Origin of the sequence: Acidocella sp. KAb 2-4, assembly GCF_020567705.1 — a bacterium.
GTDB lineage: Bacteria > Pseudomonadota > Alphaproteobacteria > Acetobacterales > Acetobacteraceae > Acidocella.
Genome location: NZ_JAJDJU010000007.1, coordinates 76,202 through 90,893 on the forward strand (window position 1 = coordinate 76,202; position 14,692 = coordinate 90,893).

Consider the following 14,692-nt stretch of genomic DNA (forward strand, 5'->3'; position numbering starts at 1 on the left):
GATCGCATGAGGGTATCGCGCCGCCGGTTTCTCGCCACCACCGCCAGCCTGGCCCTGGCGGCCCCGGCCTGGGCGGCGGAAGATTATGTGAATCCGGTGGCTTACACCCCGGCTGGCGGCCCGCCCGTGGCGCCGGTGCGCCCGGTGACAGAGACGCTCTGGGGCCACAAGATCACCGATCGCTACCGCTGGATGGAGGCCGAGGGGCCGGAGTGGCAGGCCTATATGCGCGCCCAGGGCGCCTATGCCGCCAAGGTGCTGGGCGCGATTCCAGGGCGCGACGCCCTCGCCGCGGCGATCAGCAAAAACTCCGCCGCCACGGCTGCGGTGGTTTCGGTGCAGAGCGCCGGCCAAGCCTTGTTCATCGAGCGCCGCCCACCCGGCGCCAACACCACCAAGCTATTCCTGCGCCCCACCGAGGCGGCGACCGAGACGCTGCTGATCGACCCTGACAGCTTCGCCCCGCCCGGCGCGCATGCGGCGCTGGATTGGTGGGCCGCCTCGCCCGAGGGCGCGCATGTGGTGTTCGGCATCTCCACCGGCGGTTCCGAGCGCTCGGTGCTGCATATCCTGGCCATCGCCACCGCCACGCTGCTGCCCGAGAGCATCGACCGCACCAACTGGGCCAGCCCGAGCTGGCTGCCCGATGGCTCCGGCTTCTTCTACAACCGGCTGCAGGATGTGCCCCCCGACAGCCTGGATTACGAGAAGAACAGCCTGTGCTGGCTGCACCGGCTGAACACCGACCCGGCCCAGGATGTGAAGATCTTCGGCCACGGCCTGGCGGCGGCTGTGCCGGTGCGTGACATCGACGCGCCGGGCGTCACCGTGGCGCCCGGCTCCGGCCTTGCCATCGGCACGCTGGAAACCGGCGTGCAGAACGAGCTGACGCTCTACGCGGCGCGGCTCGACGCTGTGCTGGCCGGGCACCCGGCCTGGGTGAAAATCTGCGGACCGGAGGATGATGTCACCGATTACGCCCTGCGCGGCGACGAGATCTTCCTGCTCAGCCACAAACACGCCTCGCATTACCGGGTGCTGAAGGTCACGGCCCAGGCGCCGCAGATCGCCCATGCCGCCGAGGTCGTGCCGCAAAGCCCGGCGGTGCTGCGCGCCATCGAGGCCGCGCGCGACGGGCTCTACATCCATGAGCTGGAGTCCGGGCTGGCCGGGCTGCGGCGTCTGGGGCCGGATGGCGCGATCACGCGCATCGCGCTGCCCTTCTCCGGTGCCATCGACGATGACAGCTTCTATGCCGACACGCTGCATGACGGCGCTTGGTTCAGCCTGGAATCCTGGGTCCACCCGCAGGTGATCTGCCACGCCACCCCGGATGGCAGCGTGACCCAGACCGACATCGCCGCGCCACCCGCCATCGACGTCTCGCCTTATATGTCGGAGGAGATGTTCGCCACCGCGCGCGATGGCGTGCGCGTGCCGCTCTCGCTGATTTACCGCAAGGGGCTGGCGCATGACGGCTCCGCGCCGCTGCTGATGGAGGCCTATGGCGCCTACGGCATCACGCTGGACCCGGTATTCATGGGGCGCTGGCTGCCCTTTCTCGATGCGGGCGGGGTGTTCGCGGTGGCGCATGTGCGCGGCGGCGGCGAGTTGGGCGAGGAGTGGCATCTGGCCGGCCAGAAGGCGACCAAATATCACACCTGGCAGGATGCCGAGGATTGCATGCAGCACCTCATCGAGGCGGGCTATACCTCGCACCGGCGCGCGGCGGTGATCGGCGGCTCGGCGGGCGGCATCACGGTTGGGCGGCTGCTCACCGAGCGGCCCGATCTGGTCGCGGTGGTGATCGACATGGTCGGCGTCTCCGATGCGCTGCGCAGCGAGTTCTCGCCCAACGGCCCGCCCAACATCCCCGAATTCGGCTCTGTGAAGACCGAGCAGGGCTTTCACGATCTGCTGGCGATGGACGCCTATCAACATGTGCATGACGGGGTGAAATACCCAGCCGTGCTGCTCACCACCGGGCTCAACGACCCGCGCGTGGCGCCCTGGGAGCCCTCGAAGATGGCGGCGCGGCTACAGGCGGCCACGGCCTCGGGCAATCCGGTGCTGCTCAGGGTCGAGGCCGATGCCGGGCACGGCATCGGCGCCACCCGCGACCAGCGCGATCAGGAGACCGCGGACATCATGGCGTTTGTGCTGTGGCGGACGGGCGATCCGCGTTACCAGCCGCACGCTACATCGGCATTGGCGGAGGACGGTTGAGTTGCGATGGTTGTTTGGAAAGCGAAAAATCAAGGTTGATGCGCATGCACGCTTCAAAGCCCATGCCGCTACACAAGGCTGGGAAATCGGCGACCATAGCTATGGTGTCCCCGAACTTATCGACGCCGCCCCAGAAACTAAACTGAAAATCGGACGCTTCACGTCTATTGCCGTGGGTGTCAAGATTGTGTTCCAAAATCACCGGACCGATCTCGTGACAACTTATCCCTTCACCGCGCTCCGGCATCGCTGGCAGTCCGCAGCGGCGTTGTGCGACGACCATGTCGGCAAGGGCGATATTGTCATAGGCAATGATGTGTGGATCGGCACTGATGCCCTTATCACGCCAGGCATTACCATCGGCAATGGCGCCGTCATCGGTGCCAAGAGTGTGGTGACCAAAGACGTGCCAGCCTATGCGGTCGTCGCCGGTGTACCCGCCCGGCTCATCCGCTTTCGGTTTTCCCCCGCTTTGATCGCAGACCTTGAAGAGGTGCGCTGGTGGGATTTGCCAGACGCTGCCATTGATGAGCTTTTGCCTCTCATCATGTCCACCGACATTGAGGCGCTTATCCGCGCTGTGCGGGCCCGCCGCGCCGAGATTGACGGGTAACGGCGCAAGAACCGCCGCGAACTGATGCAGGCCAAGATTGGAGGCGCGCGGAACCCCGTATGCAGCATAGTGTGGGAGAGCCTGGCTCACAGCGATGAAAGGTGGGTTTGGGACGCTCAACCTAACGGCATAAACTTGGCGCGCTCTTACGGCGAGGGCTGTTATGCCTGGTCGTAATGGTTTTCGTCGCTTACTTGCTGAGCGCGAAAGCCCGCCACACGGGCGGTGTGAGTGAAGAGCCGTTCCAGGGCATGCTCTACTGCGCCATCCAAGTAACCTGATTGTGCGGGGTCAAATTCTGCCGAGAGACCCAAATCTTTCAAGGGGGCAAGGGCGGCTGGCCGCACCCAGAACATAGTGCCCGCAAAAAAATCAAAATCACCATCTTGGATTGGACGGCCCATCCGCGTGGCGATTGCCTCTACGGCCGCGCGGTTGTTGCCGAACACATCGCGCGGCTCCAAGTGTGTGGACGCTATGCGGTAACGGCCCGGGCCAACGATGCCAATTTGTGGGTCGCGCTGAAAAATATTGATGATGCTTTGGACTTTCTCGTTTGTGGCGATCAGGTCCAAAAATGTTGCGCGGCGGAAGATGTCGCCAAAAATTGGCAAACGGCCATGGCCGAGGGATTTCTTGCCGTGAATTTTGCAGACAAAATCGAACCCGTTGAAGGCGCCATCCTCGAGCAGCAACAGGAATGGCCGCACATCGCGGCCGGAATTCTCGACAATGCGGATTATGCTGCCGGGGAAAGCAGCGTTCACGCGCCTCGCCAGCTCTTGGTCTTCCTGTGTCAGGGTTAGGAACAACGTGAAAGGAAGCTGCCAGCGCCCAAGCAGGGTTTCAATTTCCGGCCATAGGTCGGTGTAATACAGATGCAGTGCCACGGCGATGCGCGGACCGCCCACAACTTTTGGAGTTTCAACCGCCGGAGCCAGCGGCCATCCGGTGATCAACTCCGGGTGATCGCGCATAATTTGTCCGTCGGGCGGTATGCGGAAGTTGCGGGCGTGGATCACATGCCTGCAATAGGTTTTGTACTGCTGCTTTCCTCCAGCTGGAAAAATTGTGACATTACCAAAATTAAGCACGCCGTGACGCAGAGGTTTCTTTAAGTACCAGGGCAGCCGCGCAAGAGCAGCCGTGGCCCAGCCCGCGGGTTTTAGCACGGCCTGATCCTGGGTGAATGTGAGCTTCACCTCTCGCCCGGTGGTCACGAAAAAACTGAAGCCTCTGTCCACGGGGAGTAGACAGGTGCGTGGCTGGAGCCCCGCTTCCTCGATCTGGATTTGCAGATACCCGCGCGCCTTAGCTGAATCTCCTGGATGCAGGATGTAGGTGCTTTGGCGCATCGGGGGATACTTTCGGCATTGGTTAGTTGACTGTGGTCTGTGTGTATGGCTGTGCTCGTTTGTCAATGGATCGAGGCGTCATTGTATCTAGCGCTGCCAAGTTGCACCGTTTTCAAAAGCCGAGACAAGCTCGCGCGGCAGCAGATGCGAGGAAGGCGGCATCAACGCCGCCCTCCGAGCGCTTGGCATAGACCGCATCCAGGCGCAGCGAGCCAAGCCATGACCATTTGGTCTGCCGCAATCATTCGCCCCCGCACGTCCTAAGCAGCGTTTACAATACCTGTTCAGGCATAGGCCACACAAATAAAAATGATTTATTTTGTGGTCCTATGAGTAGGTTGTTCAGCGCTGTCGGCAGGAGGGCGATCCGCGCTATCAGCCGAAGCCCTGAGAAAATTCCGCGAGAGCGCGTGATAGAGCGGCTCGCGCGAGACCAACCGCGAGGCGCCGAGCCCGATCATCGCCGCCAGCATCAGCGGGATCACATTGGCGTCGTTGCCGGTCATCTCCAGAATGATGACGAAGGCGGTCATCGGCGCCTGCACCACCCCGGCGAAATACCCGGCCATGCCGAGCACCGCGCCCAGGCTGGCGCCGCTGGCGCCGCCCAGCCAAGCGCCCAAACCCGCGCCCACCGCCAGCGACGGCGCGAAAATCCCGCCCGGCAGGCCGGAGATGGCGGTGATCAGCGTCGCCGCCAGCTTGGCCAGCCAGAAATACCAGGGCGGGGCGTGCCCCTCCACGGCGGCGCGGGCCACGCCGTAGCCGGTGCCGAAGGTGGCGCCGTGCGTGGCCAGCCCGAGCAGCGCCACGGCGATGCCGCAGCCCAGCGGAAACAAATAGCGCCGCCGCGCCTCATGCGCCGCGATCCAGCCACTAGCCAGCCGCCCGCCCTCCAGCATCAGCCGCGAAAACGCGCCCCCGGCCAGCCCGCCCAGCGCGCCGCAGCCGATGGTGAGCAGCCAGTCGCGCGGCTGCGTGACCGCGGCATGGGTGATGCCGAAATAGGTGTAATTCCCGGCCAGGCCGAGCGAGACGAGGCCGGAGATGATCACCGTGGTCAGCACCAGGCCATTGGTGCGCACCTCAAAGGAGCGGCTCATCTCCTCGATGGCGAAGACGATGCCCGCGAGCGGCGCGTTAAACGCGGCGGCGATGCCCGCGGCCGACCCGGCCAGGATCAGCCCGCCTTCATTGGCCAGCGACTCGATGCGCGCCACTTGCAGCATCAGCGCCGCGCCCACCTGCACGGTCGGCCCCTCGCGCCCCACCGAGGCGCCGCAGAGCAGCCCGATCACGGTCAGCCCGATCTTGCCGAAGCCGATGCGCAGCGACAGCAGCCGTTGCAGCGCCTGCCCGCGCGGCAGCTGGCGTGCCGCGATCGCCTGCGGGATGCCGCTGCCCTGCGAGCCGGGGAAGAATTCCCGCGCCGCCCAGGCGCAGAACACGAAGCCCGCCGGGGTGAGCAGCGCCGGCAGCGCCCAATAGGCATGGCTGGCCGCGCCAAACACCGCCTGCGCCCAGTTGGCCATCTGGGCGAACACGATGCTGACCCCGCCCACCACGAGCGCCCCCAGCCAAAACGCCAACCGGCGCGACCATTGGCGCCACGCCCGCCACAAACGGCGCCGCCATCGCTTTTCTTTCTCAGCCAAGCCCTTGCCTCTTTGTCTCATCGCCGCTAGTAAGCCCACGTGGATATGGGCGCTTAGCTCAGCGGTAGAGCATCACCTTGACATGGTGGGGGTCACAGGTTCAATCCCTGTAGCGCCCACCATATCCACCAGAAAATCAGAAACTTGCTGAATTTTCCTCGGGCAATACCGCAGCCCGGACTCAGCCCTGCGCTGGGCTCGGGTCAGAGCTGGCCGCTTCGTCCGGCCTTATAAAGGCTTGGGCGTATTTCGCGTCGATGATCTGTTGGCAGAAGGTGAGCAGGCGCAGCAGCGCCGCGCTGGCCGCCTCGGCATCGCGCAGATCCGGCACGCACGCGCGCAGAGTCGGCGGAAACACCGTGCGCAGGAAGGCCATGTTGGCGGCGAAATACACTGGCCGGATGCCGGCGCAGACATAATCCTCGGCGATTTCCTCCTGGCGGCGGAAAAAATCCTGGCCGTATTCGCCCGCGAACAGGCTCTCCAGCCATTCGGCATGCATCTGCCGCAGCCGCGCCTCCCGCCCGGCGATTAGCGCCGCCATATGCGGCTCGGCCTTGAGCACGGCATAAAACCTCTCGGTCAGCCCGGGCAGGGCGGCGCGCACATCCGGCCAGAGCCGGGTCAGCAGCTCCTGGTCGGCGCGGGTGAAGCCGGCCGCGTTGTGCAGCATCTTCACCATCCGGTCGGCCTGTTCGGCGGCGGTGACGGGGGCGGGCTCCACCGGCACGTCCTCAAAACGGCTGGCGATGCTGGCGGCGGCATTGGCGGTGGCGAGCAGCAACGTGCCCAGCTTTACCGCCGGGCTGCCGAGCGCGCACAACACCGCCTCCGGTCCGGCCTCGCGCAGCAGCATGTGGCCCGCCTCGCCGGTGAGCAGCATTTGCTCCAGCCGTCCACGGCCAAATCCGGCAGAGAGCGCCGTCGCGGGCGGCATCATGGCGGCGACGGTGGCGCTGATCTGCGTCTCGTCACACCCTGTCGGCAGTTGCGCGGCGATCACCCGGCCGTCGGTGCAGAGCACCGCCGCGCCATCCACATGCGGGGTGTTGCCGACCAAGGCTTCCAAAACGTCGCAGACCCGGACGTCACGTAGCATCGCACCCTCTAAAAAATTAGATTAGGTCCTGTTTCCGGACTATTTTTGCATTAACGAATTTTTAATATACGTTCATCCGGCTGAACCCGCAATAATTATTCCGCTGCCGCGCCTAACACTTATTGGTTACTGGCTGGCCCAGATGATTCGGTGCATCCACAGAATTTCGGCCGCGCTGAAGCGCAACTCGGGATGAGCGGGGTTGAGACTCGCGAGTTGGACGCGCGTGGCGGTGCGGCGGATCAGCTGCTTGGCCATCACCGCGCCATCGGCAGTGCGGGCGACCACGCGGTCTCCCGCGCGAACCGGGGCGGCGGGGGAGACGATGATGGTGTCGCCCTCGCGATACGCTGGTTCCATCGAGTCGCCGCTGATTGTCAGCGCATAGGCGTTGGCGTCGCTGGTGGCGGGCATGTCCACCTGATCCCATCCCGCCCCGGCGGGATAGCCGCCATCGTCGAAGAATCCTTCCGCCCCGGCCTGGGCCATGCCGATCAGTGGAATCGTGCTGCGTCCGCGCCGGGTTTCGGGCACCGCGCGGGCGCCGCTCACCAGGGCGGTGAATTCCTCCAGCCGCGCCCCGGTGGCGGCCAGGATCTTGGCCAGGCTCTCGGTCGAGGGCCAGCGCAGCTTGCCGTCGGCGGTGCGCCGCTTGGAGAGGTTGAAGCTGGTCGGGTCCAGCCCGGCCTTGCGCGCGAGGCCCGAAGGCGAGAGCCCATGCTCCGCCGCCAGCGTATCGATCGCGCGCCAGATATCGTCGTGCCGCATGCCTTTGCCGCCAATGCCGTAAGCTCAAACCCTTAACGGGTTTGGTTAAGGCGTTAAAGGCGAAATAGGAATCTTGTCCGAAATTTTACCCGAAAAATGGGATTGGCGGGCAAAAAGTTCTTGTTTCGTTCCGGCTATAGGAATATAAGCCTCGCATTAACACAACCTTAAGTTTTCTGAAAAGGAAAGACTGCATGGCCTTCTCGCTGCGTAACCTCTCGGTGCTTGCTTATGCCAACGGCTTCACGCTGTGGCATTACAAGGCCGGGAATGACAATTTCAGCCGCACGGCCGAGGCGGGTTATTTCGCCGATGCGGCGGATTTGTTGTGCGAGGGCGATATGGTGATGCTTACCGGCAGCGACGGCGGGCGCATCGTCAGCGTCGCCGGGCAGGGGCGGCGGATCGCCCTGGTACCCTTGGCGTAGGGGGCAGGCCGCGCGGGCCTGCCCGGTGGGCGCTCAGGCCTCGAAATTGTCGTGCACGAAGCGGTCGAGCAGGCGCACGCCGAAGCCGGTGGCGCCCTTCGGGGCCACGGCGGAGTCCTTGCTGGCCCAGGCCATGCCCGCGATATCCAGATGCGCCCAGGGTTTGCCATTGACGAAGCGTTGCAGGAATTGCGCGGCGGTGATCGAGCCGCCCGCGCGCCCGCCGCCGACATTCTTCACATCCGCGATCGCCGAGGCCAGCTCCTTGTCGTAGCTCTCGCCGGGGGCGGCCAGCGGCATGCGCCAGAGCTTCTCGTCCACCGCCGCCCCGGCGGCGGCCAGCTTGGCGGCCAGATCGTCGTCATTACTGAACAGCCCGGCATATTCATGCCCGAGCCCGACGATGATCGCCCCGGTCAGCGTGGCGAGGTCGATCATCGCCTTGGGCGCGAAGCGCGACTGCGCGTAATGCAGCACATCCGCCAGCACCAGCCGCCCCTCGGCGTCGGTGTTGATGATCTCGATGGTTTGGCCGGAATAGCTCTTCACCACATCGCCCGGCCGGGTGGCGCTGCCCGAGGGCATATTCTCCACCAGCCCGACCAGCCCGACCACGTCCAGCTTCGCCTTGCGCGCGGCCAGCGCGGCCATCAGCCCGACCACGGCGCCCGCCCCGGCCATGTCCCATTTCATGTCCTCCATCCCCGCGGCGGGCTTCAGCGAGATACCGCCCGTGTCGAAGGTCACGCCCTTGCCGACGAACACCAGCGGCTCCTTGGGCTTGCGTGTCTTCTTGCTGTCCTCATGGCCAGGGGCGCCGAGCCATTGCAGCACCGCCATGCGCGCCGGGCGGGCGCTGCCCTGGGCCACGGCCAGCATGGAGCCGAAGCCGAGCTTCTTCAGCTCGTCCTCGTCGAACACCTCCACCTTCAGGCCCAGCTTCTTCAGTTCCTCGATGCGCTCGGCGAATTCCGCCGGATACAGCGTGTTGGCCGGTTCGCTCACCAGATCGCGGGTCAGCTCCACGCCCTGCGCCACGGCGGCGAGCTGCTTATACGCGGCTTCGGCCTTGCGCGGCTCGGGGGTGAGGATGGTGAGATGGCGCAGCTTGAGCTTTTCGTCTTCCTTCTGCGTGGTGCGGTATTTGTCGAACCGGTACGCGCGCAGCCGGGCGCCGAAGCCGATCTGCGCCGCCTGGTCCGGCGTGAAATCCTCGGCCAGCACCGCCGCCTCGCTCTCGCGCGTCAGCGCCGCGGCGATCGCCCCGCCCAGCGCCTCGGCCATGCGCGCCGCGCCCGGCTTGCCGGTGCCCAGCACCAGCACGCGCTTATAGCCCTTGGGCGCGAGCAGCGCCGCCTGGCTGCCCTTTTTGCCCTTGAACTCCGCCGCCTCCAGCGCGCGCGCCAGCCCGCCATCCAGCGCCTTGTCCAGCGCCGCGGCATGGCCGGCGGGGGCCGCGCCCTCGGCCAGCGGCAGCACCAGCACGCCCGATTTCGGCAGTTCCGGCTTCGCGAACGAGATTTCCAGCATTGCGTGTCCCTCTGTGGTGATCTGCGCCGACCATAACAAACCGGCGCGGCTTGGCCAGAGCCGGGGGCGGGGCTACAGGTGAGCCATGCGCGAATTGATGAATCTGGCCGTGCGGCTGGTGGAAGAAGCGGCCGCCGTGATCATGGCGGTGCGGGCGGCGGGCTTCGCCGTGGATGCCAAGGCCGATGCGACGCCGGTGACGGTGGCCGACACCCGCGCCGAAGCGCTGATCGTGGCCGGGCTGCGCGCGGCCGCGCCCGAGATCCCGGTGATCGCGGAGGAGGAGGTAGCCGCCGGGCGCGTCACCGCCCCGAGCGCCCGTTATTGGTTGGTGGACCCGCTGGACGGCACCCGCGAATTCGCCGCCGGGCGGGATGAGTTCGCGGTGAATATCGGGCTGATCGATGGGGGCGCGCCGGTGCTGGGCGCGGTCGCCTCGCCGGCGCTGGGCGAGGTGCATTTCGGGCTGGTGGGGCAGGGGGCCTGGCGCCGCCGCGCCGGGGCGGAGGCGCGCATCGCCGCCCGCCGCGCCCCGCCCGAGGGGCTGACCGTGTTCGCCTCGCGCCATTATGCCGACGACCCCCGCCTCGCGGAATTCCTGGCGCAATACCAGGTCGCGCATCTCACCAATATCGGCTCGGCGCTCAAATTCCTGCGCCTGGCCGAGGGCGTGGCCGATTTCTACCCCCGCCTGGGCCGCACCATGGAGTGGGACACCGCCGCCCCCCAGGCCGTGCTGGAGGCCGCGGGCGGTGCCGTGCTCACGCGCGCCGGGCAGCCCCTGCGCTACGGCAAGCCAGGCTGGAAGAATCCTGATTTCTTTGCCTGGGGATTGCGCTAATCTCGCCGTAATGCCGCCATGGTGGGGGAGGAACGTAACGCTATGAAAAAGCTCCTGGCTGTTCCCTTTGTTTTTGGCTTGGCCCTCGCGGGATGCACCTACGAAGGCGGTTATTACGGTAGTGGTTATTATGGCGATGGCGGTTATTACGCCCCGCCGCCGCCGGTTTATGGCGGCGGTGTGTTCATTGGCGGTGGTGACGGCGATCACCACGATGAGGACGGTGATCACGGCCCGGGCGGCTGGCACGATCATCAGCCCCCGCCGCCCCCGCCACAGCAAGAGGGTGGTTGGCAACACCAGGGGCAAGGTTATGGCGGCGAGCCGCCGCCGCCCCGGCCGCAGGACGGCAACTGGCAGCGTCAGCAGCAGCAAGATGGCGGCTGGCAGCGTCAGCAGCAGCAGCAACAGGGCGGCGGCTGGCATCCGCAGCAGGATAACCAGCCCCCGCCGCCGCATGATGGCAATAACGGCAACGATAACGGCCAGCAGCCCTGGCAGCACAGCTTCTAAGCCGCAAATAGCCACCGCCCCACTCTAAGGGGCGGTGGTTTTTTATGGGCGTTACGCCGCCTGCCGCGCCCCGTGCACACCCTCAGCCAGCGCCTTCACGTCGCGCAGCACGGCGTCCACATTCTCGCGCACCAGCGTCTCGATCAGCGCCGAGGCGACGATCGCGCCATCCGCGTGCTGGGCAACCACCGCCGCTTGCTCAGGCGTGCGCACGCCAAACCCCACGGCGATCGGCAGATCGGTGGCGGCGCGGATGCGCGGAATGTCGCGCGCCAGATCGGCGGCGGAGGCCGTGCGCGTACCAGTGATGCCGGTAATGCTGACGTAATAAACAAAGCCCGAGGAGCCGGCGAGCACCAGCGGCAGGCGCGCGTCGCTGGTGGTCGGCGCCACCAGGCGGATCACGTCCAGCCCGTTCTTGCTGGCGTCGGGCAGCAGCAGGTCAGCCTCCTCGGTCGGCAGATCGACCACGATCAGCCCATCCACCCCCAGCCGCGCCGCATCGGCGCAGAACGCCGCCACGCCATAGGAGAGGATCGGGTTGAGATACCCCATCAGCACCAGCGGCGTATGGTTGTTCTCGCGGCGGAATTCCTCGACTAGCCCGAGCGTGCCGCGCAGCGTCGCCCCGGCCAGCAGCCCGCGCCGCCCGGCGGCCTGGATGGTGGGGCCATCCGCCATCGGGTCGGTGAAGGGCATGCCGATCTCGATGATGTCCGCCCCGTTCGCGGCCATGCCGTGCAGCAGCGTCAGCGAGGTTTCGCGGCTCGGGTCATAGGCCTCGACGAAGGGGATTAGCGCCGCCCGGCCTTCGGCCTTCAGCGCGGCGAACACGGTCGCAATGCGGCTCACAGCTCCACCCCCAGATGCTTCGCCACGGCGAAAATGTCCTTGTCCCCACGCCCGCAGAGATTCATCAGGATGATCTCATCCTTGCCCATTTGCGGCGCGATCTTGCTGACATGGGCGAGCGCGTGGCTCGGCTCCAGCGCCGGAATGATGCCCTCGGTGCGCGTGCAGAGCTGGAAGGCGTCCAGCGCCTCCTTATCGGTCGCGGCCACATATTCCACGCGGCCGATCTCGTGCAGCCAGGAATGCTCCGGCCCGATGCCCGGATAATCCAGCCCGGCGGAGATCGAGTGCGCCTCCAGGATCTGGCCGTCATCATCCTGCAGCAGATAGGTGCGGTTGCCATGCAGCACGCCGGGGCGGCCCTTGCTCAGGCTGGCCGCGTGCTCGCTGGTCTCCAGCCCCTTGCCGGCGGCTTCCACGCCGATCAGGCGCACGGATTTGTCGTCGAGGAACGGGTGGAACAGGCCGATCGCGTTGGAGCCGCCGCCGATCGCCGCCACCGCCACATCCGGCAGCCGGCCCTCGGCCTCCAGCATCTGCGCCTTGGCCTCCTCGCCGATCACGCATTGGAAATCGCGGACCATCGCCGGGTAGGGGTGCGGGCCGGCGGCGGTGCCGATGATGTAGAAGGTGTCACGCACATTCGCCACCCAATCGCGCATGGCGTCGTTCATCGCGTCCTTCAGCGTGGCCGCGCCGCTGCTCACCGGCACCACCTCGGCGCCCAGCAGCTTCATGCGGAACACGTTGGGCTTCTGCCGCTCCACATCCACCGCGCCCATGTAAACCGTGCAGGGCAGGCCAAACAAAGCGCACACCGTAGCGGTGGCCACGCCATGCTGGCCGGCGCCGGTCTCGGCGATGATGCGGGTCTTGCCCATGCGCTTGGCCAGCAGGATCTGGCCCAGGCAATTATTGATCTTGTGCGCGCCGGTATGGTTCAGCTCGTCGCGCTTGAAATAGATTTTGGCGCCGCCCAGCTCGCGGCTCAGCCGCTCGGCGTGCCACATCGCGCTCGGCCGCCCCACGTAATGCTTGAGGTAATAGTCGAGTTCGGCCTGGAAGGACGGATCGGCCTTCGCGGCCTCATACGCCGCTTCCAGTTCCAGGATCAGCGGCATCAGCGTTTCCGCGACGAACCGCCCGCCGAATTCGCCAAATCGTCCGCGCCCATCCGGGCCGTTGCGCAATGTGTTGGGGAGTGCCGTGTTCATTGTCCGGCTTTAGCCCAAGCGCCGCGCCGGATAAAGGCCGGTGAGGGGCAGAAAAAACCCGGGGCGGCGGGGCCGTCCCGGGTGGTGTCTGGCGTTAGCCTTCGCCTTGCGGGCGTTCAAAGGCGTCCTTGCCGTCGAAGCGCTGCAGCTTCTCGATATGCATCCACGGGAACTTGGCGCCGATGCGCTGCACCAGATAGCTGATCTCGGGCTGCCCCTCGGAGGTGTTGCCGGTCAGCGGGATAGGCGTCTTGAACATGAAGCGGCAGGAGAAATGGTCGACCAGGAAGGTCTCGCCGCCGGTCGCCGGGTACACGGTCACGCCGCGATTAGCGATGCCGGTGAGCGTGAACATGCTGTATTGCGACAGCTCTTCCAGCTGCTTGCCCAGCTCCTCGGACGAGAGGCCGGTCTCGATGAACACATCGATGCCGACCAGCTCGCGGGTGTTCGGCTCCAGATGCGCGGTCAGCTTCGGCCAGGTCTTCAGCTCCAGCTTCTTGTAGTCGCGCGAGGGCATGTGCGAAATGCGGCCCAGATTGGCGATCACCTGGTCGGTGAAGGCGTCGGTGCCCACGCCATGGCCGCGCGGGGCGAGGTCGCCGGTCAGGTTGCGGCCCTCCGCCAGGGTCACGAACAGCGCCTGCTCCACCTTCGCCGCCACGTCGAACGCGCCGATATGGCGCAGCAGCATGATGGCGGCGCTGAGCAGCGCGGTCGGGTTGGCGAGGCCCTTGCCCGCGATGTCCGGGGCGGAGCCATGCACGGCCTCGAACATGGCGGCATTGTCGCCGAGGTTGGAGGAGGGCGCGATGCCCAGCCCGCCGACGAGGCCCGCCGCGAGGTCGGAGATGATGTCGCCGTTCATGTTGGAGGTCACGATCACATCGAACGCCTCCGGCTTGATCACCAGCTGATGCGCGCAGTTATCGATGATGATGTTGCCCGGCTTGACGCTCGGGAACTCGGGCGCCACCTTTTCGCCCATGCGCTTCATCATGCCCTCGGTGAGCTTCATGATGTTCGCCTTGTGCGCCACGGTTACGCCCTTGCGCCCCTCGGCCTCGGCCAGGGCGTAGGCGGCGCGGATGATGCGCTCGCAGCCCGGCGCCGTCATCAGCTTCAGGCACTGGGCGACGGTGGTGGTCTGCATATGCTCGATGCCGGCATACACGTCCTCCACGTTCTCGCGCACGATCACCATGTCGATGCCGCGGCCCGAGAACGGGGTCTGGATGCCCGGCAGTTCGCGCACCGGGCGGATATTGGCGTAAAGCTCGAAATATTTGCGCAGCGTGACGTTGGCGGATTTGCCGCCATAGCCGATCGGGGTTTCCAGCGGCGATTTCAGCGCCAGCTTGTTGCGGGCGATGCTGTCCAGCGTCTCGCGCGGCACGCCGGTGACCACGCCGCGCTCAAACGCCTTGCCGCCAGCCTCGGCATATTCCCACTCGATCGGCGCGCCCGCGGCGTCCAGGATGCGGATGGTGGCGGCCATCACCTCGGGGCCGATGCCGTCCCCCGGCAAAGCTGTGACTTTGGTTTTCGGGGTATGCGCGGCGCTGGCATTCATGGTGTGATGTCCTGCTCTGTTAAAA

Annotated in this window: 14 protein-coding genes and 1 tRNA gene; 6 read left to right on the forward strand and 9 right to left on the reverse strand. The window is 66.0% G+C overall.

Features of this window, described 5'->3' with window-relative positions; translation table 11 throughout:
- The first annotated feature begins 6 nt into the window (after positions 1 to 6).
- Complete coding sequence (locus tag LI953_RS06810; protein ID WP_227075293.1) at positions 7 to 2,226, forward strand: prolyl oligopeptidase family serine peptidase; 2,220 nt, start codon at positions 7 to 9, stop codon at positions 2,224 to 2,226.
- A gap of 1 nt (position 2,227) precedes the next feature.
- Entirely contained in the window at positions 2,228 to 2,839 is a 612-nt protein-coding gene (locus LI953_RS06815) for a CatB-related O-acetyltransferase (RefSeq protein ID WP_227075294.1), read from the forward strand.
- A gap of 161 nt (positions 2,840 to 3,000) precedes the next feature.
- On the opposite strand, the gene LI953_RS06820 is transcribed toward LI953_RS06815, so the two are convergent.
- The 3 genes from LI953_RS06820 to LI953_RS06825 all read right to left on the reverse strand — a co-directional run bounded on the left by LI953_RS06820 (position 3,001) and on the right by LI953_RS06825 (position 5,849).
- Positions 3,001 to 4,194, reverse strand: a complete 1,194-nt coding sequence (locus tag LI953_RS06820; protein ID WP_227075295.1) for a rhamnan synthesis F family protein — start codon at positions 4,192 to 4,194, stop codon at positions 3,001 to 3,003.
- 112 nt (positions 4,195 to 4,306) lie between these two features.
- Positions 4,307 to 4,435 carry a hypothetical protein gene (locus LI953_RS15420; RefSeq protein WP_255643089.1) on the reverse strand — a complete coding sequence of 43 codons (129 nt, stop codon included), beginning with the start codon at positions 4,433 to 4,435 and terminating at the stop codon, positions 4,307 to 4,309.
- A 73-nt stretch (positions 4,436 to 4,508) separates the two neighbouring features.
- The gene (locus LI953_RS06825) at positions 4,509 to 5,849 is read right to left on the reverse strand and encodes a chloride channel protein (protein ID WP_227075296.1); all 1,341 of its coding nucleotides are present in this window, start codon (positions 5,847 to 5,849) and stop codon (positions 4,509 to 4,511) included.
- Positions 5,850 to 5,896: 47 nt separating this feature from the next.
- On the opposite strand from LI953_RS06825, the gene LI953_RS06830 reads away from it, so the two are divergent.
- A tRNA-Val gene (locus LI953_RS06830) sits at positions 5,897 to 5,971 on the forward strand.
- A gap of 59 nt (positions 5,972 to 6,030) precedes the next feature.
- Here LI953_RS06830 and LI953_RS06835 read toward each other — a convergent pair.
- Together LI953_RS06835 and LI953_RS06840 are read right to left on the reverse strand one after the other, a co-directional pair.
- Complete coding sequence (locus LI953_RS06835) at positions 6,031 to 6,948, reverse strand: protoglobin domain-containing protein (RefSeq protein ID WP_227075297.1); 918 nt, start codon at positions 6,946 to 6,948, stop codon at positions 6,031 to 6,033.
- 126 nt (positions 6,949 to 7,074) lie between these two features.
- Positions 7,075 to 7,716, reverse strand: a complete 642-nt coding sequence (locus LI953_RS06840; RefSeq protein WP_227075298.1) for a helix-turn-helix transcriptional regulator — start codon at positions 7,714 to 7,716, stop codon at positions 7,075 to 7,077.
- Positions 7,717 to 7,910: 194 nt separating this feature from the next.
- Between LI953_RS06840 and LI953_RS06845 the strand changes: the two genes are divergently transcribed.
- Positions 7,911 to 8,144 (forward strand): hypothetical protein, encoded by a 234-nt coding sequence (locus tag LI953_RS06845; RefSeq protein ID WP_227075299.1) that lies wholly within the window; start codon positions 7,911 to 7,913, stop codon positions 8,142 to 8,144.
- A 33-nt stretch (positions 8,145 to 8,177) separates the two neighbouring features.
- Here LI953_RS06845 and LI953_RS06850 read toward each other — a convergent pair whose 3' ends face one another.
- Positions 8,178 to 9,674, reverse strand: a complete 1,497-nt coding sequence (locus tag LI953_RS06850; RefSeq protein WP_227075300.1) for a leucyl aminopeptidase — start codon at positions 9,672 to 9,674, stop codon at positions 8,178 to 8,180.
- A gap of 85 nt (positions 9,675 to 9,759) precedes the next feature.
- On the opposite strand from LI953_RS06850, the gene cysQ reads away from it, so the two are divergent.
- Together cysQ and LI953_RS06860 are read left to right on the forward strand one after the other, a co-directional pair.
- Positions 9,760 to 10,515 carry a 3'(2'),5'-bisphosphate nucleotidase CysQ gene (cysQ, locus tag LI953_RS06855; protein ID WP_227075301.1) on the forward strand — a complete coding sequence of 252 codons (756 nt, stop codon included), beginning with the start codon at positions 9,760 to 9,762 and terminating at the stop codon, positions 10,513 to 10,515.
- Between the two features lie 42 nt (positions 10,516 to 10,557).
- On the forward strand, positions 10,558 to 11,028 hold the full coding sequence (locus tag LI953_RS06860; RefSeq protein ID WP_227075302.1) for a hypothetical protein: 471 nt from the start codon (positions 10,558 to 10,560) through the stop codon (positions 11,026 to 11,028).
- 51 nt (positions 11,029 to 11,079) lie between these two features.
- Here LI953_RS06860 and trpA read toward each other — a convergent pair whose 3' ends face one another.
- The 3 genes from trpA to LI953_RS06875 all read right to left on the reverse strand — a co-directional run bounded on the left by trpA (position 11,080) and on the right by LI953_RS06875 (position 14,667).
- Positions 11,080 to 11,880 carry a tryptophan synthase subunit alpha gene (trpA, locus tag LI953_RS06865; protein ID WP_227075303.1) on the reverse strand — a complete coding sequence of 267 codons (801 nt, stop codon included), beginning with the start codon at positions 11,878 to 11,880 and terminating at the stop codon, positions 11,080 to 11,082.
- On the reverse strand, positions 11,877 to 13,094 hold the full coding sequence (gene trpB, locus LI953_RS06870; RefSeq protein ID WP_227075304.1) for a tryptophan synthase subunit beta: 1,218 nt from the start codon (positions 13,092 to 13,094) through the stop codon (positions 11,877 to 11,879). The genes trpA and trpB overlap by 4 nt, the downstream gene beginning before the upstream one ends.
- Positions 13,095 to 13,188: 94 nt before the next feature.
- Positions 13,189 to 14,667 (reverse strand): NADP-dependent isocitrate dehydrogenase, encoded by a 1,479-nt coding sequence (locus tag LI953_RS06875; RefSeq protein WP_227075305.1) that lies wholly within the window; start codon positions 14,665 to 14,667, stop codon positions 13,189 to 13,191.
- Between the last annotated feature and the right edge of the window lie 25 nt (positions 14,668 to 14,692).